At 71.6% G+C, this 21,209-nt stretch carries 18 protein-coding genes; 12 read left to right on the forward strand and 6 right to left on the reverse strand.

Annotated elements, in window-relative coordinates; genetic code table 11:
• Positions 1-178 precede the first annotated feature (178 nt).
• The 3 genes from ABZX65_RS10860 to ABZX65_RS10870 all read left to right on the forward strand — a co-directional run bounded on the left by ABZX65_RS10860 (position 179) and on the right by ABZX65_RS10870 (position 4,609).
• Positions 179-937: an ABC transporter ATP-binding protein gene (locus ABZX65_RS10860; RefSeq protein ID WP_355336729.1), complete on the forward strand. Its 759-nt coding sequence runs from the start codon at positions 179-181 to the stop codon at positions 935-937.
• Between the two features lie 182 nt (positions 938-1,119).
• Positions 1,120-3,915 (forward strand): ABC transporter permease, encoded by a 2,796-nt coding sequence (locus ABZX65_RS10865; protein ID WP_355336778.1) that lies wholly within the window; start codon positions 1,120-1,122, stop codon positions 3,913-3,915.
• A 100-nt stretch (positions 3,916-4,015) separates the two neighbouring features.
• Positions 4,016-4,609: a bacterial proteasome activator family protein gene (locus ABZX65_RS10870; protein WP_355336730.1), complete on the forward strand. Its 594-nt coding sequence runs from the start codon at positions 4,016-4,018 to the stop codon at positions 4,607-4,609.
• An 81-nt stretch (positions 4,610-4,690) separates the two neighbouring features.
• Here the strand turns inward: ABZX65_RS10870 and ABZX65_RS10875 are convergent, their stop codons facing one another.
• Entirely contained in the window at positions 4,691-6,442 is a 1,752-nt protein-coding gene (locus ABZX65_RS10875) for a protein kinase (RefSeq protein WP_355336731.1), read from the reverse strand.
• A gap of 336 nt (positions 6,443-6,778) precedes the next feature.
• On the opposite strand from ABZX65_RS10875, the gene ABZX65_RS10880 reads away from it, so the two are divergent.
• Positions 6,779-8,293, forward strand: a complete 1,515-nt coding sequence (locus ABZX65_RS10880; RefSeq protein ID WP_355336732.1) for a protein kinase — start codon at positions 6,779-6,781, stop codon at positions 8,291-8,293.
• Positions 8,294-8,520: 227 nt separating this feature from the next.
• Here ABZX65_RS10880 and ABZX65_RS10885 read toward each other — a convergent pair whose 3' ends face one another.
• Both ABZX65_RS10885 and ABZX65_RS10890 read right to left on the reverse strand, forming a co-directional pair.
• Positions 8,521-9,555 (reverse strand): phosphotransferase, encoded by a 1,035-nt coding sequence (locus tag ABZX65_RS10885; protein ID WP_355336733.1) that lies wholly within the window; start codon positions 9,553-9,555, stop codon positions 8,521-8,523.
• Positions 9,556-9,620: 65 nt separating this feature from the next.
• Positions 9,621-10,280 (reverse strand): response regulator transcription factor, encoded by a 660-nt coding sequence (locus ABZX65_RS10890; RefSeq protein ID WP_355336779.1) that lies wholly within the window; start codon positions 10,278-10,280, stop codon positions 9,621-9,623.
• Between the two features lie 381 nt (positions 10,281-10,661).
• On the opposite strand from ABZX65_RS10890, the gene pdhA reads away from it, so the two are divergent.
• The 4 genes from pdhA (at position 10,662) to ABZX65_RS10910 (ending at position 14,611) form a co-directional block, all read left to right on the forward strand.
• A complete protein-coding gene (gene pdhA, locus ABZX65_RS10895; RefSeq protein ID WP_355336734.1) occupies positions 10,662-11,870 on the forward strand; it encodes a pyruvate dehydrogenase (acetyl-transferring) E1 component subunit alpha in 1,209 nt (402 codons plus the stop codon).
• Position 11,871: 1 nt separating this feature from the next.
• Complete coding sequence (locus ABZX65_RS10900; protein WP_355336735.1) at positions 11,872-12,846, forward strand: alpha-ketoacid dehydrogenase subunit beta; 975 nt, start codon at positions 11,872-11,874, stop codon at positions 12,844-12,846.
• A gap of 10 nt (positions 12,847-12,856) precedes the next feature.
• Positions 12,857-14,317 carry a dihydrolipoamide acetyltransferase family protein gene (locus ABZX65_RS10905; RefSeq protein WP_355336736.1) on the forward strand — a complete coding sequence of 487 codons (1,461 nt, stop codon included), beginning with the start codon at positions 12,857-12,859 and terminating at the stop codon, positions 14,315-14,317.
• 99 nt (positions 14,318-14,416) lie between these two features.
• The gene (locus ABZX65_RS10910) at positions 14,417-14,611 is read left to right on the forward strand and encodes a hypothetical protein (protein ID WP_355336737.1); all 195 of its coding nucleotides are present in this window, start codon (positions 14,417-14,419) and stop codon (positions 14,609-14,611) included.
• Here the strand turns inward: ABZX65_RS10910 and ABZX65_RS10915 are convergent.
• A complete protein-coding gene (locus tag ABZX65_RS10915) occupies positions 14,592-15,296 on the reverse strand; it encodes a 2-phosphosulfolactate phosphatase (protein WP_355336738.1) in 705 nt (234 codons plus the stop codon). The two genes, ABZX65_RS10910 and ABZX65_RS10915, sit on opposite strands and share 20 nt — an antisense overlap.
• Before the next feature lie 17 nt (positions 15,297-15,313).
• The gene (locus tag ABZX65_RS10920; protein WP_355336739.1) at positions 15,314-15,736 is read right to left on the reverse strand and encodes an ATP-binding protein; all 423 of its coding nucleotides are present in this window, start codon (positions 15,734-15,736) and stop codon (positions 15,314-15,316) included.
• Between the two features lie 261 nt (positions 15,737-15,997).
• On the opposite strand from ABZX65_RS10920, the gene ABZX65_RS10925 reads away from it, so the two are divergent.
• Both ABZX65_RS10925 and ABZX65_RS10930 read left to right on the forward strand, forming a co-directional pair.
• Positions 15,998-16,879, forward strand: a complete 882-nt coding sequence (locus tag ABZX65_RS10925; RefSeq protein ID WP_355336740.1) for a helix-turn-helix transcriptional regulator — start codon at positions 15,998-16,000, stop codon at positions 16,877-16,879.
• The gene (locus ABZX65_RS10930; protein ID WP_355336780.1) at positions 16,876-17,067 is read left to right on the forward strand and encodes a DUF397 domain-containing protein; all 192 of its coding nucleotides are present in this window, start codon (positions 16,876-16,878) and stop codon (positions 17,065-17,067) included. The genes ABZX65_RS10925 and ABZX65_RS10930 overlap by 4 nt, the downstream gene beginning before the upstream one ends.
• A gap of 381 nt (positions 17,068-17,448) precedes the next feature.
• Here the strand turns inward: ABZX65_RS10930 and ABZX65_RS10935 are convergent, their stop codons facing one another.
• On the reverse strand, positions 17,449-18,249 hold the full coding sequence (locus ABZX65_RS10935) for a CPBP family intramembrane glutamic endopeptidase (RefSeq protein WP_355336741.1): 801 nt from the start codon (positions 18,247-18,249) through the stop codon (positions 17,449-17,451).
• A gap of 850 nt (positions 18,250-19,099) precedes the next feature.
• Between ABZX65_RS10935 and ABZX65_RS10940 the strand changes: the two genes are divergently transcribed.
• Positions 19,100-19,840: an MHYT domain-containing protein gene (locus ABZX65_RS10940; protein WP_355336742.1), complete on the forward strand. Its 741-nt coding sequence runs from the start codon at positions 19,100-19,102 to the stop codon at positions 19,838-19,840.
• A gap of 159 nt (positions 19,841-19,999) precedes the next feature.
• Complete coding sequence (locus ABZX65_RS10945) at positions 20,000-21,097, forward strand: hypothetical protein (RefSeq protein ID WP_355336743.1); 1,098 nt, start codon at positions 20,000-20,002, stop codon at positions 21,095-21,097.
• Positions 21,098-21,209 lie beyond the last annotated feature (112 nt).

The raw sequence follows: 21,209 nt of genomic DNA on the forward strand, positions 1-21,209 counted from the left end.
CCGACCCCGTACGCCCCACCCCTGCGCCCGGCCGCGTCGCGCGGCCACCTCCCGGCCAGGACCGGCCCGCCCGACCAGCGGCCGGACCACCGCCACCCGAGCACCCCGAAACCCGAGCACACAGCACCCGAGCACTTCGCCGCACGAGCACTCCACGACCCTGGGGGACGCACCGCCCATGTCCGTAAAGCCGCACACCGAAGCCGCGCCGCCGGAAGCGCCCGTCCTCCGCCTGGAAGCCCTCACCCGCGTGCACGGCACCGGAGCGACCGAGGTGCACGCGCTGCGCGGGATAGACCTGGACGTGCGTCCGGGGGAACTGGTCGCCGTGATGGGCCCCTCGGGCTCGGGCAAGTCCACGCTGCTGACCATCGCGGGCGGCCTCGACCTGCCGACGTCCGGCCGGGTGATCGTGGAAGGCACGGACCTGACCACGGCCAGCCGCAAGGAGATCGCGGCCCTGCGCCGCCGCAGCATCGGCTACGTCTTCCAGGACTACAACCTGATACCGGCGCTGACGGCCGCCGAGAACGTGGCACTCCCCCGCGAGCTGGACGGCACCGGCGCCCGCAAGGCGCGCCGCGAGGCGGTCGCCGCGCTGGAGGAGATGGGCCTGGGCGAGCTGGCCGACCGCTTCCCCGACGAGATGTCCGGCGGCCAGCAGCAGCGGGTGGCCATCGCCCGCGCGCTGGTCGGCGACCGCCGTCTCGTCCTGGCGGACGAGCCCACCGGCGCGCTGGACTCGGAGACCGGCGACACCGTACTGGCGCTGCTGCGCTCGCGCTGTGACGCGGGCGCCGCGGGCATCCTGGTGACGCACGAGCCGCGGTTCGCCGCGTGGGCGGACCGGGTGGTCTTCCTGCGGGATGGCTCCGTCGTGGACATGACGCTGCGCTCCTCCGCCGAGTCGCTGCTGACCGGCGGTGCGGCCCAGTGAGCGGCGCCGCCTCCCAGGACCGCGCCGCCTCCCAGGACCGCGGCCCCTCGCAGGACCCCGCCGCCTCGCAGGACCGCGGCCCGAGCGCCCGCGCGGGGAACCTCAACTCGTGGCGCGCCGCCATCCGCATCGCCCGCCGTGACGCCTGGCGCTCCAAGGGCCGCAGCGCGATGGTGCTGGCGATGATCGCGCTGCCGATCATCGGCGTGAGCGCCGCCGACATCACCATCCGCAGCTCCCAGTTGAGCCCGGAGCAGAAGCTGAGCCGAGACATCGGCGCCGCCGACGCGCGCCTTGCGGACGCCGACGCCAACGGGCGGCCGATCTACCAGGACCCGCCCGCGGACATCTGGACCTCGGTGAAGGACGCCACCGCGGACCCGGACGCCACGCCGTCGGCGGCGGACCTGGCGGAACAGCAGGAGACCCCGAAGCCGACCGACCCGCTGACCGCGCTGCCCCGGGGCGCGCGCTGGATCTCCGACTCCCAGACCTACGCCCGCTTCAAGACGAAGTACGGTCTGCTCGCCGCCCCCGTGCGGGAGTTGGAGGCGGGCGACCCGCTGGCGCGCGGCATCACCCACCTGGACCGCGGGCGCTACCCGGCGGCCGACCACGAGGTCATCGCCACCACCGCGTTCCTCAAGTCCGCCGGTCTGAAGGTCGGTTCGAAGCTCGTCGTCCGCGACGTGGACCGTACGTACAAGATCGTCGGCGCGTACGACCTGCCGGACACGCTCGGCACCGAGCAGGTCATCGCGCGGCCGGGCGCTTTCATCGCGCCCTACACCGCGGCGCGCAAGGCGCTGAACGGCGAGGACGACTCGGCCTACACCACCTACCTGGTGGGGTTGCCGAGCGGCGACTACTCCTGGCAGATGGTGCAGCAAGCCAACACCCGGGGCATCTACGTCAAGTCCCGCGCGGTGGTGCTGCACCCGCCCGCCGACTCCGAAGTGCCGCTCTACACGAAGTCGCGCAACGGCAGCGCCCCCTACCGCACCGGCGACACGGGGAAGGCCACGGCCGTCGCCGTGGCGGCGACCATCGTCGGCCTGTCGATGCTGGAGATCTGCCTGCTGGCCGGTCCCGCCTTCGCCGTCGGCGCGCGGCGCTCGCGCCGCCAGCTGGGCCTGGTCGGCGCCAACGGCGGCGACCGCCGCCACATCCGGGCGATCGTGCTCTCCGGCGGCCTGGTGATCGGCGTCGCCGCGGCCGTCGTCGGCACCCTGCTGGGCCTGCTGCTCACCGTCCTGCTGCGCTCCCCGCTGGAGGACTTCGTCGGCCGCCGCTTCGGCGGTCTGACGCTGCGCCCGCTCGAACTGCTCGGCATCGCGGGCCTGGCCGTACTCACCGGTCTGCTGGCCGCCGTCGTGCCCGCGGTCACCGCGTCCCGGCAGAGCGTGCTGGCGTCGCTGACCGGGCGGCGCGGTGTGCGGCACGCCAACCGCGTGCTGCCGGTCCTCGGCATCGGCGCGATCTGCCTCGGCGGCGGCATCGCGGTCTTCGGCTCGCTGCGCACCGACAGCACCCTCGCGGTCGGCGGCGGCTCCGGCATCGCGGAGCTGGGCATCGTCGCGCTCACCCCCACTCTGGTCGGCATGTTCGGCAGGACCGGCAAGTGGCTGCCGCTGTCCCCGCGGCTCGCGCTGCGCGACGCGGTGCGCAACCGGGGCCGTACGGCGCCCGCGGTCGCGGCCGTGCTGGCCGCCGTCGCCGGTACGGTCGCGGTCGCCACGTACTCCGCGAGCGCCGACCGGCAGGACAGGGACGCGTACGAGGCCCAACTGCCGCGCGGCGTCGTGGCGGTGGCGGCCTACAGCGACCGCGGGCGTGACCTGACTGCGGTGCGCGCGGCGGTCGAGAAGCGCTACCCGGTCTCCGGCCGCGCCGACGTGTCCGCGATGGTCGTCGGCGGCAAGAACTGCCAGGCGGGCGGCGGTGGCGGCGACGGCTGCGGCGACGTCCAGCCGGTGAAGCCGGCCGCCAATGTGTGCCCGACCGACCGGCCGGAGGGCGCGACGGCGCTCACCCTGGCCGAGCGCCGTGCCCTGGCCCACGACTGGCGCTGCGCGTACGTGGAGGGCCTGACCGCCATGCCCACCAGCAGCGCCGTCCTGATCGGCGGCCCGGCCGTCCTGCACGCCCTCGGCATCCGGGACGGGGACGCGGAACAGGCGCTGGCGCGCGGCGAGACCGTGCTGTTCGACAAGGGGTACCTCGACCGCGGCACGCTCAAGCTGAAGATCACCCTGGACACGAACAAGGCGGTGCCCGACGGACAGGAGCCGGTCGGCCCGGTCAAGTCGGTGCCGGTGCACCTGGCGGCCGAGGGCCGTGACCGGACGTACGGGCTGCTGGCCGTGATGCCGCAGCAGGCCGCCGACGGCGTCGGGATCGACACGATGCCGCTGGGCTCCTTCTACACCAACGCCCGGATGCCCAACGGTCCCGAGCGGCAGGCGCTGGACAGCGACCTCGCCAAGATCGGCACCGACACGGAGGTCTATCTGGAGCGCGGCTACACCAGGGACAACAGCCTGGTGCTGCTCGCCCTGACGCTCTTCGCGGGCCTGGTCACCATCGGCGCCGCGGGCATCGCCACCGGCCTCGCGCAGGCCGACGCCGAGCCCGATCTGAAGACGCTCGCCGCAATCGGCGCGCCGCCGCGGGTGCGGCGCACGCTCTCCGGCCTCCAGTGCGGGGTGATCGCCACGATGGGCGTGGTGCTCGGCTCGGCGGCGGGCGTGCTGCCCGCGGTGGGGCTGCGGCACACCGAGCGGCGCGAGCAGTGGAAGTACTACCACCAGGCGCTGGACGGGGGCTGGGGCGGCACGAGCAGGCTGCCGCACGTGCCGATCGTCGTCCCGTGGAGCACGCTGGCCCTGCTGATCGTCGCCGTGCCGCTCGGCGCCGCTCTGCTCGCGGCCCTGGTCACCCGCTCGCGCACCCAGCTCGCCCGCCGCGCGGAGCCGTAAACCGGGGCGCGCGCGGAGGAAGGCGGCGGCGTCGGCCGGACCCCGTACGGGAGACGGGACCTGGCCGACGCCGCCGCGCGTCCTAAGGGACAATGGCGGTATGGAGATGCCGATGAACGCGATGAACGAACGCTCGCCGGAAAGCTCGCAGAATCCGCAGAATCCGCAGCACTCACCGAATCAGCAGGTCCTGATCGTCGGTTCCGACGGAATGGCCCTGGGAGGCGCGCCGACCGGTGACGGCGGCGAGCACGGCGAGATCCCGGTGACGGAGATGGTCGAGCAGCCCGCGAAGGTCATGCGCATCGGCAGCATGATCAAGCAGTTGCTGGAGGAAGTGCGCCAGGCGCCGCTCGACGAGGCCAGCCGCGTACGCCTGAAGGAGATCCACGCCAGCTCGGTGAAGGAGCTGGAGGCCGGGCTCGCGCCCGAGCTGGTGGAGGAGCTGGACCGGCTCTCGCTGCCCTTCACCAACGACAGCGTGCCCAGCGAGGCGGAGCTGCGGATCGCCCAGGCCCAGCTCGTCGGCTGGCTCGAAGGGCTCTTCCACGGCATCCAGACCGCGCTGTTCGCCCAGCAGATGGCGGCCCGCGCCCAGCTCGAACAGATGCGGCGCGCCCTGCCGCCCGGCGCCGGCGGCCACGAGGAGGACGACGGCGGCAACCAGGGCGCCCGCTCGGGCCCGTATCTCTAGTCCGGATCTCTCGTCCGGATCTCTCGTCCGGCCTTATATCCGCATCCGAGCCGGTGAGGTGTCGCACCGGCGGGGGCCCGGTCAGTTCGAGCTCTTGCCGGTGGACACCCAGATGGTGACCTTGCCGCCCTTCTTCGGGTTGTAGTCCTCCAGATACTTCGGGGTCTGGCTGGTCACCGCGCCCTTGCCCCACTGCTGCTCGTCGGTCTGCTTGATCGTGTACTGCCAGCCCGCCGCCTTGATGCAGGCGACGACCGAGTCCACGTAGATCGACGTGAAGTCCGGCATCGTCATGACGTCCGGGTCGTTCGAGATCAGGTCGTTGTGCGCCTTGGTGCACTTGTCGGGGTCGATCGTGCGGCTCTGGTCGCCGTTCACGACGTCGCCCGCGCCGGTGCCCGTGGTCGGGTCGTCGGACGCCTGGGTCGAGGACGAGGTCGTCGGGCCGCCCGACTGGTCGTCCGCGCTGGGGCTGCCCTTGCCGCCGCCGCTGTTGGCCAGGACGATCGCGACGATCACCGCGATGGCCACGACCACGACGGCCGCGCCCGCGATCAGCGGTGTGTTGGACTTCCCGCCGCCACCGGTGCCGCCGCCGACACCGCCGTGACCGCCGGGGCCGCCTATGCCGCCGCCCGGGTGACCGCCCGCGCGCTGCTGCGGCATCTGCTGGTGCTGCTGGTGCTGCATCTGGGGCGCCATGGTGTACGCCGGGGTCGGCGGCGGCGTCTGGGACTGCTGCGGGTAGCCGTACGCCGAGGGCAGCGACGGGGCCGGCGCGGGCTGCCCGTAACCGCCCTGCTGCGGATTGCCCGGCGCGTACGGCGTCCGCATCTGCGGCGGCGGGGTCTGGAGCGGGCCCTGCGCGTACGGGAAGACCGACGCCGCCACGTCCTGGCCGCGGTTGCCGGTGGGCGGCGCGGAGCCGGACATCAGCGGCATCGTGTCGCGCCGCGTGGCCGCCAGGACCCGGTCCGCCTCGTCGTGCATCGCGTCCGCGGTCGGGAAGCGCTCCGCGGGGTTCTTGCGCAGCGCGCGCGCCACCAGCGCGTCCACGGCCGGGCCCAGCGCGCGGTTGAACGTCGACGGCGCGGGCGGGATCTCCTGTACGTGCTGGTACGCCATCGCCAGCGGCGAGTCCGCGTCGAAGGGCAGCCGCGCGGTCAGCAGCTCGAAGAGCATGCAGCCGACCGAGTACAGGTCGGAGCGCTCGTCCACACCGCGCCCCAGCGCCTGCTCCGGCGACAGGTACTGCGGGGTGCCGACCACCATGCCGGTCTGCGTCATCGAGGTGACACCGGACTGCATGGCGCGCGCGATGCCGAAGTCCATGACCTTGACCACACCGCGCTTGGTGATCATCACATTGCCGGGCTTGATGTCCCGGTGGACCAGGCCCATCTCGTGGCTGACCGCGAGCGCCGCCAGCACGTCCCCGGTGATCTTCAGCGCCTTGTCGGCGGGCATCGCGCCGTGCTGCGCCACATCGGCGGCCAGCACGTCGCCGAGCGGGCTGCCCTCGACGTACTCCATGACGATGTACGGCACGAGCTGGCCGTCGATGGTGTCCTCGCCGGAGTCGAAGACGGAGACGATGTTGGTGTGGTTCAGCTTCGCGACGGACTGCGCCTCGCGGCGGAAGCGCTCGCGGAAGGACTGCTCGTTGCCCAGGTTGGTGTGGAGGGTCTTGACGGCCACCGGCCGGTCGAGCACGGTGTCGTGCGCCAGGTGCACAGACGCCATGCCGCCCTCGCCCAGCAGGTCGCGCAGCACGTACCGCCCGCCGCCGACCGAGCGCCCCGTGTACTCGCCCTGCGTGGCGTCCCCGCTCATCTGTACCGCTACCCCCTGGAAAGTCCACCGGGGAGAGGGTCGCGCCGGTACCTGTGCGGTTGCCTGTGGCGATATTCGTCCCCGAGCTTGCCCGCCAAGTCTGGCCCATCGCACGGACACGTCAAGTTCGTTGACCATCTCGTCATCTGACGCACATCGGGCACGCACATGCTGTGTATCCCCGCGGGACCGCCGTATTGAGGTGCTGTGACGCGGACGTGTGCCCGGCGGGGCACGCGAAAGCGGTACGGTGGCCGCTCCGGGGCATCCGTACGATACGGGCGTCCGCGCGCGCCCGCCCGGACGATGACCGCGTACGAACGACGGCGAGGACTGATGGTCGACCCCAAAGAGACGGCCCCGGGCCCCGGAGCGTCGGAGACATCCGGCCAGTGGGGCGTGGGCACCGTCGTCGGCGAGGGCCGCTACCGGCTGACCGGGCGGCTCGGCCGCGGCGGCATGGCCGAGGTCTTCGCGGCGGAGGACGTACGCCTGGGCCGGATCGTGGCGGTGAAGCTGCTGCGCACCGACCTCGCCGAGGACCCGGTCTCCAAGGCCCGCTTCACCCGCGAGGCCCAGGCCGTCGCGGGTCTGAACCACCACGCGGTGGTCGCGGTCTACGACTCCGGCGAGGACCGTACGCCCACCGGCACCGTCCCCTACATCGTGATGGAGCTGGTCGAGGGCCACACCATCAGGGACCTGCTCTCCAGCGCCGAGCCGCCGCCCGTCGACCAGGCGCTGCTCATCGTCTCCGGCGTCCTCGAAGCGCTGGCCTACAGCCACCAGCACGGCATCGTGCACCGCGACATCAAGCCCGCCAACGTGATCATCACCACGAACGGCGCGGTCAAGGTCATGGACTTCGGCATCGCGCGGGCGCTGCACGGCGCCCAGAGCACGATGACGCAGACCGGCATGGTCATGGGCACCCCGCAGTACCTCTCGCCCGAGCAGGCGCTCGGCAAGGCCGTCGACCACCGCAGCGACCTGTACGCGACCGGCTGTCTCCTCTACGAGCTGCTGGCGCTGCGTCCGCCCTTCACCGGCGAGACGCCGCTTTCGGTGGTCTACCAGCACGTTCAGGACGAGCCGCAGGTCCCGTCGCAGATCAGCGACCGGGTGCCGCCCGAGCTGGACGGGCTCGTGCTGCGCGCGCTCGCCAAGCAGCCGGACGACCGCTTCCAGAGCGCAGAGGAGATGCGCGGCGTCGTCCAGTACGCGCACCAGGCGCTCGTCCAGCAGGGCGGCTGGACCGGCGGCATGTGGAACACCGGCGTCATCACCCCCCTCGCGGGCCCCCGGACCGGCGGCATGTCGCCGACCGTCGTGGCACAGGGGCGGCCCGGCAACAGCACCACCGCCGAATTCGGCGCCCCGCTGCTCGCCGGCATCTCCGGCACCGGTGACGACGACGGCGGTCAGGGCTACGGCGAGCGGCCGCCGGGCGGCGGCGGCAACCGCTGGCTCAAGCCGGTGCTCTTCGCCATCGCCGCGGTGCTGGCCATCGCGCTGGGCGTCTACTTCGCCACGCGCGGTACCGGCGGGGACGGCGGCGCGCCCGCCAACTCACCGTCGCCGTCGGTGACCCAGGACACGGGCACCCCGTCCGACCCGCCGTCCACGGAGCCGACGGAAACCGGGTCCGACCAGACCGACCCGACCACGACTCCGGCGACGACCCCGCCGACGACTCCGTCCACGACCCCGCCGACGACTCCGACCACCAAGCCCCCCACGACCCCGCCGACGACTCCGCCGACCACGCCCCCCACCACCCCCCCGACCACGCCCCCCACCACCCCGCCGACGACCCCGCCCACGTCGGACGCGGCCACCCCGGAGAACTGACCCTCACGGTCAGTGCCCCTCCGGGCGCACGGCGGGTCGGAGCCCCGTAGGGGCGCGGGGAACTGCGCGCTCAGCCACGGCGGTGGCGAGCTTTAAATACCGGCCCCAGCGGGGCAGATGCTGTTGTTTTCGGGCTGACAGCCCGGTGGGGGCTGGTCGCGCAGTTCCCCGCGCCCCTAAAAACTCGGGGCACCGCTCTGCGTAAGGGCGCCCTACTCGGGGGGCCGTTAGGACGTGAAGGCGTCGATGACGGCGCCGTATTCGGCCGTCCACCAGACGGCCAGGGCGGAGGCGGGCGGGAAAAGCGGATCACTGCGGGGGTCACGCCGCTGATAACGCCACTGGAGCATCCAGAAGTCGTTGAGGCGTTCCCACCAGACGCGGTGGACGGCGGCGGCCAGCTCGGCGACGGGAACCCCCGCCGCGGAGCGGTAGGCACGGGCGTAGGAGCGGATCTTCCGCAGGTCGAGACGCCCGTCCAGCGGGTGGACGAAGAAGATGGCGGCGGCGCGTACCGCCTCCTCGGCACGCGGCTGCACACCGAGCCGGTCCCAGTCGACGATGGCGGCGGGCTCCTCACCGCGGTAGAGCAGGTTGAGCGGGTGGAAGTCGCCGTGCACCCAGCCGCTGACCGTCCCGTCGGCGTCCGGCGGCCGGCGGTGGGCGTGGCGGCGCAGCAGGGCGCGGCGCTCCAGCAACCGGTGCTCGGCGAGTTCGTCGAAGGCGTCGCGCGGCCGGTGCCGGCGTACCAGCGCGAGCAGTTCGTCGATCTGCGCGTACGTACGGGCCGGGTCGGCGCTCGGGTGGTGGCGTTGGTCCTCCGGCGGGGGCGGCTGCACGCGGGCGAGCCCGGCGTGCACCATGCCGAGCAGCGTGCCGAGCCGCCGCGACTGCGTGGCGGTCAGCTCGGTGCCCTCGCGGTGCCTGCCCTCGATCCAGGGGAAGAGCGCGTATCCGTGGCCGCCGAGCCGCGCGACCGTACGCCCGCGGCAGTCCGGCAGGGGCGCGGCGACGGGCAGTCCGAGGCCGACCAGACCCCGCGTCGCGCGGTGCTGCCGGGCGATCACGCCGGGGTCCGCGGTGTCCCGGGCGACGTACTGCTTGAGGAAGAACCGGCCGCGGGTGGTGGTCACCTCGTAGCCCTTGTTGAGCAGCCCCCGGGGAACGGGTACGCAGGTCAGCGGGGTACCCGCGTCCTCGTAGCGGCGCAGCAGAGCGGTCAGCGAAGCCCGCGCCGGCGGCACCTTCGCCGTGCCCGTCACGTGCAGAAGCGTAGATCACCGCGACACCCCGCCCGCGCGGACTGGCGCCGACCCCCTGGGACGTGCTAAGGCATATGCCTCCGGTCACCCTCGGCCTGCATGCGGGCCACGTACGCGGCGGCCTGGGTGCGCCGCTCCATGCCGAGCTTGGCGAGCATCGAGGACACGTAGTTCTTCACCGTCTTCTCCGCCAGGTGCAGGCGCTCGCCGATCTGGCGGTTGGTGAGGCCCTCGCCGATCAGGTCGAGGATGCGGCGCTCCTGGGCGGTCAAGTCGGCCGTACGGTCGTCGCCCTCGGAGCGCGCGCCGCCGTGCCGGAGCCGGTCCAGGACCTTGGCGGTCGCGACCGGGTCCAGCAGCGACTTTCCCGCGGCCACGTCGCGGATGGCGTCGATCAGGTCGTTGCCGCGGATCACCTTGAGCACGTATCCGGCGGCGCCCGCCATGATCGCGTCGAAGAGCGCCTCGTCGTCCGCGAAGGACGTCAGCATCAGGCACTTGATCGACGGGTCGTGCGAGCGGACCTCGCGGCACACCTCGACGCCGCTGCCGTCGGGCAGCCGTACGTCGAGCACCGCGACGTCCGGGCGGGTGGCCGGAATGCGCGCCACCGCCTCCGCGGCGTTCCCGGCCTCGCCGACGATCTCGATTCCCGGCTCGGCCGAGAGGAGTTCGTGCACCCCGCGCCTGACCACCTCGTGGTCGTCGAGCAGGAACACGCGGATTGTGGGGCTATTTCCTTCTACAGGCACCTGCCCAGCGTCGCACCGCCGGGAGCTCCCCGCCTCTTACGGACGACAGCCCGCGCCTCTTACGGACGACAGCGCCGCCTCTTACGCACTTTCCGTATCCGGGATACGGTGCGGTTGTCCCGGTGGCCTGCGGTAACGCGTATTTACTAGGAACTCCAAGCAAAACCGCAGGTCGGACGGCTTCGCGCGATGGCGTGGGTTATAGGTAACGTCTCTGTTGCAGGCCACTTGGCCGGGGCACTGTCACGCCTGGCTCGGCCATGCCGCACACACCCCGTGCGCCGCGTCGTACCAGGTGAGCCGCACACTGGCTGCCCGGCGGATCCCGGGGGCCGGACAGACGGAGGAGCGAACGTGAGCGTGAAGAGCACTGCCGCTGGGGCCACCCCCGCCAGGAGCGGGGGGCGAAGCACCGCCACTCCCGCCAAGGGCAGGGGACGGACCACCCGCGCAGCAGGCGCCAAGCGCCGTGGCACCGAGCCCGAACTCGTACAGTTGCTGACGCCCGAGGGCGAGCGCGTCGAGCACGGCGAATACTCCATCGACCTGACGCCGGAAGAGTTGCGTGGCCTGTACCGCGACATGGTGCTGACCCGCCGTTTCGACGCCGAGGCGATCACCCTGCAACGCCAGGGCGAGCTGGGCCTGTGGGCCTCGCTGCTCGGCCAGGAGGCCGCGCAGATCGGTTCGGGGCGGGCCACCCGCCCGGACGACTACGTCTTCCCGACCTACCGCGAGCACGGTGTGGCCTGGACCCGTGACGTGGACCCGCTCAACCTGCTCGGCATGTTCCGTGGTGTGAACCACGGCGGCTGGGACCCCAACGAGAACAACTTCCACCTCTACACGATCGTCATCGGCTCGCAGACGCTGCACGCCACCGGCTACGCCATGGGCGTGGCCAAGGACGGCGCGGATTCGGCCGTCATCGCGTACTTCGGCGACGGCGCCTCCAGCCAGGGCGACGTGGCGGAGGCGTTCACCTTCGCCGCCGTCTACAACGCGCCGGTCGTCTTCTTCTGCCAGAACAACCAGTGGGCGATCTCCGAGCCGACCGAGAAGCAGTCCCGCGTGCCGATCTACCAGCGCGCCGCCGGATACGGCTTCCCCGGCGTCCGCGTCGACGGCAACGACGTCCTCGCGGTGCTCGCCGTCACCCGTGCGGCCCTGGAGCACGCGCGCAGCGGCCAGGGCCCGATGCTGGTCGAGGCGTTCACGTACCGGATGGGCGCCCACACCACGACCGACGACCCGACCCGCTACCGCGCCGACGAGGAGCGCGAGCAGTGGGAGTCGAAGGACCCGATCCTGCGGCTGAAGACGTATCTGGACAAGCAGGGCCTGGCCGACGAGGCGTACTACGCGTCGATCGAGCAGGAGAGCGACGTACTGGCCAAGCGGGTGCGCGACGGCGTACGCACGATGGAGAACCCGGACACCATGGCGATCTTCGAGAACGTCTACGCCGACGGGCACGCGCTCGTCGACGAGGAGCGCGCGCAGTTCGCCGCGTACCTGGCCTCGTTCGAGTCCGAGGGCGCCGCTTCCGGAGAGGGACGCTGACATGACCCAGATGTCCATCGCCAAGGCCCTCAACGAGTCGCTGCGCACGGCGCTCGACAACGACCCGAAGGTCCTCGTCATGGGTGAGGACGTCGGCAAGCTCGGCGGCGTCTTCCGGATCACCGACGGTCTCCAGAAGGACTTCGGGGAGGGGCGCGTCATCGACACCCCGCTCGCCGAGTCCGGCATCGTCGGCACCGCGATCGGCCTCGCGCTGCGCGGCTACCGCCCGGTGGTCGAGATCCAGTTCGACGGCTTCGTCTTCCCGGCCTACGACCAGATCGTCACGCAGCTCGCGAAGATGCACGCCCGCGCGCTCGGCAAGATCAAGCTGCCGGTCGTCATCCGTATCCCGTACGCGGGCGGCATCGGCGCGGTCGAGCACCACAGCGAGTCGCCCGAGGTGCTGTTCGCGCACGTCCCCGGCCTGAAGGTGATCACGCCTTCGAACGCCTCCGACGCGTACTGGATGCTCCAGCAGGCCATCGAGTGCGACGACCCGGTGATCTTCTTCGAGCCGAAGCGGCGCTACTGGGACAAGGGCGAGGTCGACACCTCGGCCGTGCCCGGCTCCCCGCACAAGGCGGTCGTGGCCCAGGAGGGCACCGACCTCACGCTCGCCGCGTACGGTCCGATGGTGAAGGTCTGCCTGGAGGCTGCCGCGGCCGCCTCGAACGAGGGCCGTAGCCTGGAGGTCGTGGACCTGCGCTCGCTCTCGCCCCTCGACTTCGACACTCTCCAGACGTCCGTGGAGAAGACCCGCCGCCTGGTCGTCGTGCACGAGGCCCCGGTCTTCTACGGCACGGGCGCGGAGATCGCGGCCCGGATCACCGAGCGCTGCTTCTACCACCTCGAGGCCCCGGTACTGCGGGTGGGCGGTTTCCACGCCCCGTACCCGCCGGCCCGCCTGGAGGAGGAGTACCTGCCCGGCCTGGACCGCGTACTCGACGCCGTCGACCGCGCGCTGGCGTTCTGAGGAGAGGGTTGTGACGACCATGACCGCACCTGCACAGCGCTTCCGCGAATTCCGGATGCCGGATGTCGGCGAGGGCCTGACCGAGGCGGAGATCCTCAAGTGGTACGTGGCCGTCGGTGACACCGTCACCGACGGGCAGGTCATCTGCGAGGTGGAGACGGCGAAGGCCGCCGTCGAGCTGCCCATTCCGTACGACGGGGTGGTGAGCGAGATCCGCTTCGGCGAGGGCACGACGGTGGATGTCGGTACGCCGATCATCGTGGTGGACGCCGGGGGGGACGGGGCCGCCGGTTCCGCCGATTCGGGCGGTTCCGCAGGGTCCGCCGGGGTCGCGGCTTCGGAGCCGCCCGCCGTGCAGACTCCCGCCCCCGAGGCCCCGCCCGCCGAGCCCAAGCGGCAGGCGGTGCTCGTCGGATACGGCGTCGCGCCGTCGGCCACGACGCGCCGTCCGCGCAAGCAGGCGGCCCCTGACGTACCAGCCCCTGCCGTACCGACCGCTGACGTACCGACCGCTGCCGTACCGGCCCCCTCCGTACCGGCTCAGGCCGCCGAGCTGAACGGTCACGACCGTGCGGCGGCGGTGGACCGGCCGCTGGCCAAGCCGCCGGTGCGGAAGCTGGCCAAGGAGCTGGGCATCGACCTGGCGACCGTGGTACCGACCGGGCCGAACGGCGTGGTGACCCGCGAGGACATCCGCGCGGCGGCGGCCCCGCCTGCCGCGCTGCCGCCGGTGACGGCCGCGCCCGAGCCGCTCGCGGCGACCGCCGGCGCCCGGGAGACGCGTATCCCGATCAAGGGCGTCCGCAAGGCCACCGCCCAGGCGATGGTCACCAGCGCCTTCACCGCGCCGCACGTCACGGAATTCGTGACGTTCGACATCACGCGGACGATGAAGCTGGTCCAGGAGCTGAAGGAGGACCGCGCCTTCACGGGCGTACGGGTCGGCCCGCTGCTGCTGGTCGCGAAGGCCCTGCTGGTCGCCCTCAAGCGGCACCCCGAGGCGAACGCCGCGTGGGACGAGGCCGCGCAGGAGATCGTCCACAAGTCGTACGTCAACCTGGGGATCGCCGCCGCCACCCCGCGCGGTCTGATCGTCCCCAACATCAAGGACGCGCACGACAAGACGCTCCCCGAACTGGCCGCCGCACTCGGCGAACTGGTCGCCACCGCCCGTGACGGCAAGACCTCGCCGGCCGCGATGCAGGGCGGCACGGTGACCATCACCAACGTCGGTGTCTTCGGCGTGGACACCGGCACGCCCATCCTCAACCCGGGCGAGTCGGCGATTCTCGCCTTCGGCGCGATCAAGCTCCAGCCCTGGGTCCACAAGGGCAAGGTGAAGCCGCGTCAGGTCACCACGCTCGCCCTCTCCTTCGACCACCGCCTGGTCGACGGCGAACTCGGCTCCCGCGTGCTGGCCGACGTGGCCGCCATCCTCGAACAGCCCAAGCGGCTGCTCACCTGGGGCTGACGCCGTCACCCGCACGGAGGGCCCGGACGTACAAACGTCCGGGCCCTCCGTCGTGCGTGCGTCCCACCCATTCGTCCCCTTTTATGCTGCCATCACCCCATGGCCGTCTCCGTCTCCGTCGTCCTGCTGCTCCTCGTCCTCGCCGCCATGATGATGCGCAACAAGTCCCTCAAGCCCAGCCACGCCGTCATCTGCGTCCTCCTCGGCTTCTGCCTCTCCTCCACCAGCCTCGCCCCCACCATCCAGTCCACGATGAACTCCACCGCCTCCCTGGTCAGCACGATCCGTCCCTGACGAGCGCCGCTGACGCCCGCAGGACCATGAGCGGCCCCTCCACGGCCGCCACCATGGCGAAGGGGAACCGGTCGAGTTCGAGGCAGAGCGCGATGTCGTCGGGGTGCACTCCTTCGCGCACCCCCTCCGCCAGCTCGGCGGCGGCGCGCGACGTGGCGGCGCGGCGCAGGAACTCGGCGGCGTCCGTTCCGGCCCCGGCGGCCCGCCCGGCGATGTACTGAGCGCACGCCAGGTCCTCGTCGGCCTGCCCGTCCTCGCCGGTGACCACGAAGGTGACGCCGTCGCCCGCGTGCGCCCGCAGGTGGTCGGCCGTCGCCTCCGCCACCACGAACGCGGCGCACAGCACCAGCGGCGCGTCCTTCACCGCGAGCGCGCCGACCGTCCCCGCCGTGGTCTTCTGTACGACGGTCCGTCCCTCCAGGGCGAGCGACCGCATCAGGCCCGGTGAGTTGACGGTGTCGAACCCCGGCGCGGGCGCACCGTCCTTGACCGTCACCCAGTCCGGATGCCGGGCCTTGAGCGCCAGCGCCTCGTCCAACGACCCGGCCAGCACCACCTTCTCCGCCCCGCGCCCGAGCGCCCAAGCCGCCACGGTGAACGCCCGCATGACGTCCACGACCACCGCCACGGCCGGTGCCCGGCCCCGCTCGCCGAGTTCAGCGATCCCGAGAAATGAAGTCTCCATACCGCCCATGCTCCCCCTCACTCTCGCCGTCGCCCCAGGGGCGTCAGATCCAACTCGGCCCAGACCGTTTTGCCCACGTCCAGGGGGACGACGGCCCAGCGGGCGGCGACGGCCGCGACGATCAGTAAGCCCCGGCCGGACTCGTCGTCGTCGCTCACGGCCTCGGGCACCTGGGGCCGCCGCTCCCCGCGCGCGTCGGTGACGCCCACCCGCAGTACGTCGTCGGCCAGCCGCACCTCGACCCGGAACAGCCGCCCGGCCACCCGCCCGTACCGGACCGCGTTGGTCGCCAGCTCGCTCACCAACAGCCCGGCGTCCCCGGCCACTTCGGGGTGCCCCCACTTCTCCACCAGCTCGGCGGTCCGCAGCCGCGCCCTGCTCACACTCCGCGCCGTCGGTGCGTACAGGCATGTGTCATACGTCGTCTCCGCGTCGCCCATCCCGGCGACCTCCCAGCCTCGCGCGTCAGCCCGCGCACGGTCCCTGGCGGTGGCGTCGCCCCCACGCCCTCCGCCCCACCCGGGCATGACGCAGCGGTGCACTTCCGCCATGCGGCGCCGCTGTGCGAGCGGGTCGTCACCGACGGTAGAGGGTTCCCTTTCTTGGGTGCAACCTTCTTGGGGAAACATGTCTCCGTAACTGGCTTGCCGCTGCGGAAGATCGGTTGCAGACTGAGTCCGCTTCCAGGGAGGTGGCGACCCGTGGCAACCAGCCGGGCAGATGTGGGCAATCGCGTATCGACCGTGCTCGCCCGCAAGTTGGGCGGCGAACTGCTCCGCCTGCGCGAGGACGCCGGACTGACCCAGCCGCGCGCGGCGGAAGTGCTCAGCGCGTCGGTGGCCAAGGTGACGAAGATGGAACGGGGCTGGGTCCCGTTCCGCGACCCCGACGTCATCGCCCTGTGCAAGCTCTACGGCGTTCAGGACGAGTCCGCCGTGGAGGGACTGCTGCAAATCGCCCGGCTGGACCGGGAACGGCGCAAGGCAAAGGGCTGGTGGAAGCCTGACGCGGGCAATCTCAGCGAGTACATCGCGATGGAGGATGTCGCCGTACGTATCCGGACGTGGCAACTGTCGGTGGTCCCAGGCCTGTTCCAGACCGCCGACTACGTACGCGCGCTCGCTGTCAGCGGCGGCGTATGGGAGAACCCGGACGACATCGAGCGGTTGGTCGCCGTCAGGATGAAGCGCCAGGCCCGTCTGCAAGGGGAGAACCCGCTACGCGTGCACGCCGTCATCTGGGAGGCGGCTCTGCGACAACTCGTGGGCGGTGCCGAGGTTATGCGCGAGCAGTTGTCGCACCTCCATGACCTGGCCAAGCTCCCGAACGTGCACATCCAGGTGCTCCCGTTCCGAGCGGGCGCGCATCCCAGCATCGGCGGTCCGTTCAATATCCTTTCGTTCCTCGACAGCGCGGCGATGGAGGTGGTGCACATGGATACGCTTGCTTCCACGCAGTGGGTGGAGGACGCGGCCCATAGCACCGTCTACCAGTCGTTCTTCGAGAGCACGGCCCGGCTAAGTCTGTCGCCGTACGCGTCCTCGAAGCTGATCGATGACATGGGCAAGGGGTTGCACGACTGATGCAGTTCGAATTCGTGAAGTCGAGCTACAGCACTTCGGGTGGTGAGTGCGTTGAGGTCGCCGTCAACGTGCCCGGCACCGTACGTGTCCGCGACTCGAAGAACCCCGAGGGCCCGGCCCTCGCCTTCACCCCCGTCGAGTGGACGCACTTCCAACGGGCGCTCGCCGCAGGCGACTTCGTCAACTGACCGGCAGCCGCCGGTTACGGCGCCCGCACCACGGAACCGCCTCGGCGTGCGCGCCCCACGGTGTCAGCGGTCGGCGTACAAACCGGCACCCGTACGGCACCGGCCCCGTCAAGGCCGCCTGTCACCGCGACCCACCCCGGGCCCGGGCCCGCCCGACAGCCCCGGCCGGCCCCCCTCCCCACCGCAGCCAGCGGCAGTGCGCCCGCAGGGCGCGAGACGAACCCGCCACGGCCCCACCGGGCCGTTCGCCCCCAGAGGACGCGGCGCCCGGCTGCGGCGACTGGCGCGCGAACTGGAACAGGCCATGCCGGGCGACCGCCCCTGAGGGCGTACGCGCGCGTCGTAGCCAGGCAACCTGACGGGCGGGGAACGTACCGCTGGTCAGGCCGGGACGGCCGGGGAGGCGGGCTGGATCGCGCGGCGCCTGACGAGCAGCACGATGATCAGGGCGACCTGGAGCAGGATGATCAGGAGGGTGCCCAGCGACACCTGGGGCTTGTCGCCCACGAGGTTGGAGATCAGGCTGGTGTCCCACAGGCCGTGGACGAGCATCGGCAGCACGAGGACGCCGCCGGCGCGCAGGCACAGGTAGAAGAAGTAGCCCGAGGTGGAGACGACGGCGGCCTGCCCGAGCGCTTGTGGTCCCTGGCTGATGGCGTTGCTGATGTGGACGAGGCCGAAGACGACGGAGGAGCAGAGCGCGACCTTGCCCTCGGTGAATCCCGCCCGGCGGAAGACATGGACGCCGATGCCCCGGAACATGAGTTCCTCGCCGACGCCGACGAACAGCCCGAGCAGCAGCAGGCAGGCCACGAGAGACAGGCTCTGGTCCGCCAGGTGCGGGTAGTTCAGCCCGATCACCGCGGCGGCGATCATCGAGATCGGTACCCAGCGCACCCAGCGCCGCACCGGCGCGCGGTAGCGCAGGACCTCGCCCCACCAGCCCAGCCAGGAGACGACCGCGGCGCCGAACGCGATCGACGCCCCGATCGGGATCAGCGCGTTGCGCACCAGGGACGCGGTCGTGGGGAACTGGCTGTCGGAGTCACCGGTGTCCACGCCGATCAGCAGGCCCAGGCCCTGGATGATGCCCACGTACACGACCACCACGACGAGGAACCAGGGCCACGACAGCCTGCGTCCCGCCCCGGCCTCCGGTATCGCTTCCGCCGTGTCGCGCATCGTGCAGCCCTTTCAGTGGCGGCGAGGTTCGCCGCCCGACGGGCACCGTCACACATCGCCGCGGTTCCCCAGCAGACTCTCATACCGGAATGAACACCCCTCGTGTCCCTTCCCCGAACCGGCGGCACCACCCCGAGGACCGGCCGACCGTCCGCGGTGGCCGTCCCGGCGGGCCGCGAAAGCCGACAAGCGATCGGGGATTCGGCTACTCCGCGCTCCTGACACTTCACCGCGCCGCTGACACTTCACCGCGTCGCTGACACTTCACCGTGCCGGTGATGCCGAACGGGCATATGACGTCGAGGATATGGCAAAACGAATATGCCGGGAATCGTCTCGGGGCGGGAGGCGCATCATGCATGTGACCGCGCATGGGGGTAAATCGGCTATTCGGGAGGGGCGATGGGGCCCGGACCGGTGGGAACCGGACAGGCTCGGGTGCCGTGAAGTGGTGTGCAAGGAAGGTGAGTTGGGCGGGGCGGCCGGTCGGCAGGGCGGGGGACGGGCTGGTCAGGGCGGGAGACGACGGGACGGCGGCGGGTTGTGGCGAGAGAAAGTTGATCTTGGCCGGAAGGGGCGAAAACTTGCCTCGGTGAGGCGGCCTCGGGGTGCCTCGAATTGCGCATGAGTGATATCGAGCCCCACGCGTCCCCGCTGTGTACCAATTTTGAAGATCAATATCGCCGAATGGCCGTATAGGTGATACAAGGTCGTACACCTGTGCGCGCGTGCCTCTCCGGCCTGCGCTGTCGTCACTTCACTCAGCAGGCAGGAAAATCCTGAGAGGGCCGCTCAAATGCAACACCACGAACCGCTCTGGTCCAACTCCCTTTATCCGACGTTCGCTTACGTGATCGCCTTTGTCGGCTCCGTGCTCGGCCTGGCCTGCTCGTCCCGGCTGCACCTCGTGGGATTCGGGCGGGGAAAGAGCTGGCTCGGATCGGGAGCCGTCGCGCTGGGCACCGGAATCTGGGGCATGCACTTCGTCGCGATGCTCGGCTACGACGTCCAGGGCGTGACGCTGCGCTACAACGTGACGCTGACCGTGCTGAGTTGGGTGCTCGCGGTGGGCGTCGTCGGCGTCGGGATCTACGTGGCGGGCCGGGACTCGTCCTGGCCGTCGCTGCTGGCGGGCGGCCTGCTCGCCGGGGTCGGCGTGGCGGGTATGCACTACCTCGGCATGGCGGCGATCATCATGCCGGGCACGATGAGCTACGACGGCTCCACCGTCGCCCTGTCGATCGTCATCGCCATCGTGGCCGCCACGGCGGCGCTGTGGGCGACGCTCCGCGCGCGCGGCCCGCTCTTCATCACCGGGGCCGCGCTCGTCATGGCCTTCGCGATCAGCGGCATGCACTACACGGGCATGGCGGCGGTCAGTTCCACGATCACCGACCACACCGACCCGACCACGGGCGTCTCGGCCTCCGCCTTCGTCCTGCCTCTGATCGCGGGCCTGAGCCTGATCGTCTTCGTGGTCGCCTTCGCGGTCCTGATGAACCCGACCGAGGAGCTGGCCGCCGACAATCCGGCCCCCGTCCGCCAGGCCCCGCCCCAGCCCGCGACGACCCACGGCGACTGGCCGTCCTGAGCCCGGACGTCCGGACGTCCGGACGCGTACGAACCGCCCTCCCCGGTCGTCCCGGCAGCCCCACCAGCGGGCCGACGCGGCCCGCTCGGTAGCGTGGACCGGGTTCCGGCGGCCCGAGGCCGTTACGGGGAAGTGTTGTTCACGGGGAAGCAGGGACTCATGGTTAACCGAAAGCACCGCGTCGCGCTGGCGGCGGGCCTCGCGGCGACGTGTCTCGTCCTGACCGCCGGGTGCGGCGGCTCGTCGTCGGACGAGACGTCGGACACGTCCACGGAGAAGAGCGGGGACGCGGGCAAGGGCAAGGGCAAGGGCAAGGGCGGGAAGAACGCGGCGCCGCTGCTGACCGTGGCCGAGGCGAACAAGATCGTGGACACGTATCAGGCGCTCAACAACGAGGCGAACGCGAAGCTCAGCCCGGCGCTGATCGCCAAGGCCGAGGCAGGGGCCATGCTCGCCTTCGACAAGGGCTACTTCACGCAGGCGTCCGGCCTCGACCAGAAGAACGTCAAGGCGAATCTGGCGGGCTTCGTGTACGTCAACCGCGCGTTCTACATCCCTCCGGCCGCGGCCAACACGGACTGGTTCATGGTGAGGGCGCAGGGCGCGGAGCTGAAGGACGGCAAGCCGGGCGCGCCGTGGACGACCGGCACCCGCTTCATCGTCTTCAAGCACACGGCCGACGGCTGGCGCGCGGTCAACTCCCAGGACTTCTCGGGCGACGAGCAGAAGAAGATCCCGGAGATCGCGCTGGACGCGGACGGGCTGGCGCGGGTCGCCGAGCCGACGGCGAAGATCGGCGGCACCGCGCCCGCGGACCTGGCCGACCTGGTGGCGGACCTCTACGTGACCGGCGGCGCCGACACCCCGCTGGCGCGGACCACGGCGCGCGAGAACGCGATCTCCGCGTACAACAACCGTCTCAACGGCCTCGACGGCCACGCGTACAACGACTACAAGAAGGCCGCCCCGCGCGTCGGCACCACGTACGCGCTGCGCACGAAGGACGGCGGGGCCCTCGTGCTCAACGACAGCGCCGTCGACGAGACGTCACTGGCCAAGGACCTGACCTCGTACATCACCCTCGGCAAGCGGCTCAAGCCGTTCGTCAAGAAGGGCGCGAGCGACCACATGTACCAGGTCGTGAACCACGAGATGCAGATGGAAGTGGGCGTGATCGCCCCGAGCGGCACCCCCGCCGTCTACGGCCTCGAACAGCAGACGACGAGCGTGGACGCGACCCCGATGAGCACCGTCTGACGGACGGTGCGTCCGCGCCGACAGTACGGCGGGCGGCGGCCGTTGAGCCGCCCCCCCCCCCCCCCCCCCCCCCACGCCGCCGGCCCGCCGCCCCCCCCCCCCCCCCGCCCCG

It is taken from the genome of Streptomyces sp. NPDC003300 (genome assembly GCF_040610915.1).
Lineage (GTDB): Bacteria > Actinomycetota > Actinomycetes > Streptomycetales > Streptomycetaceae > Actinacidiphila.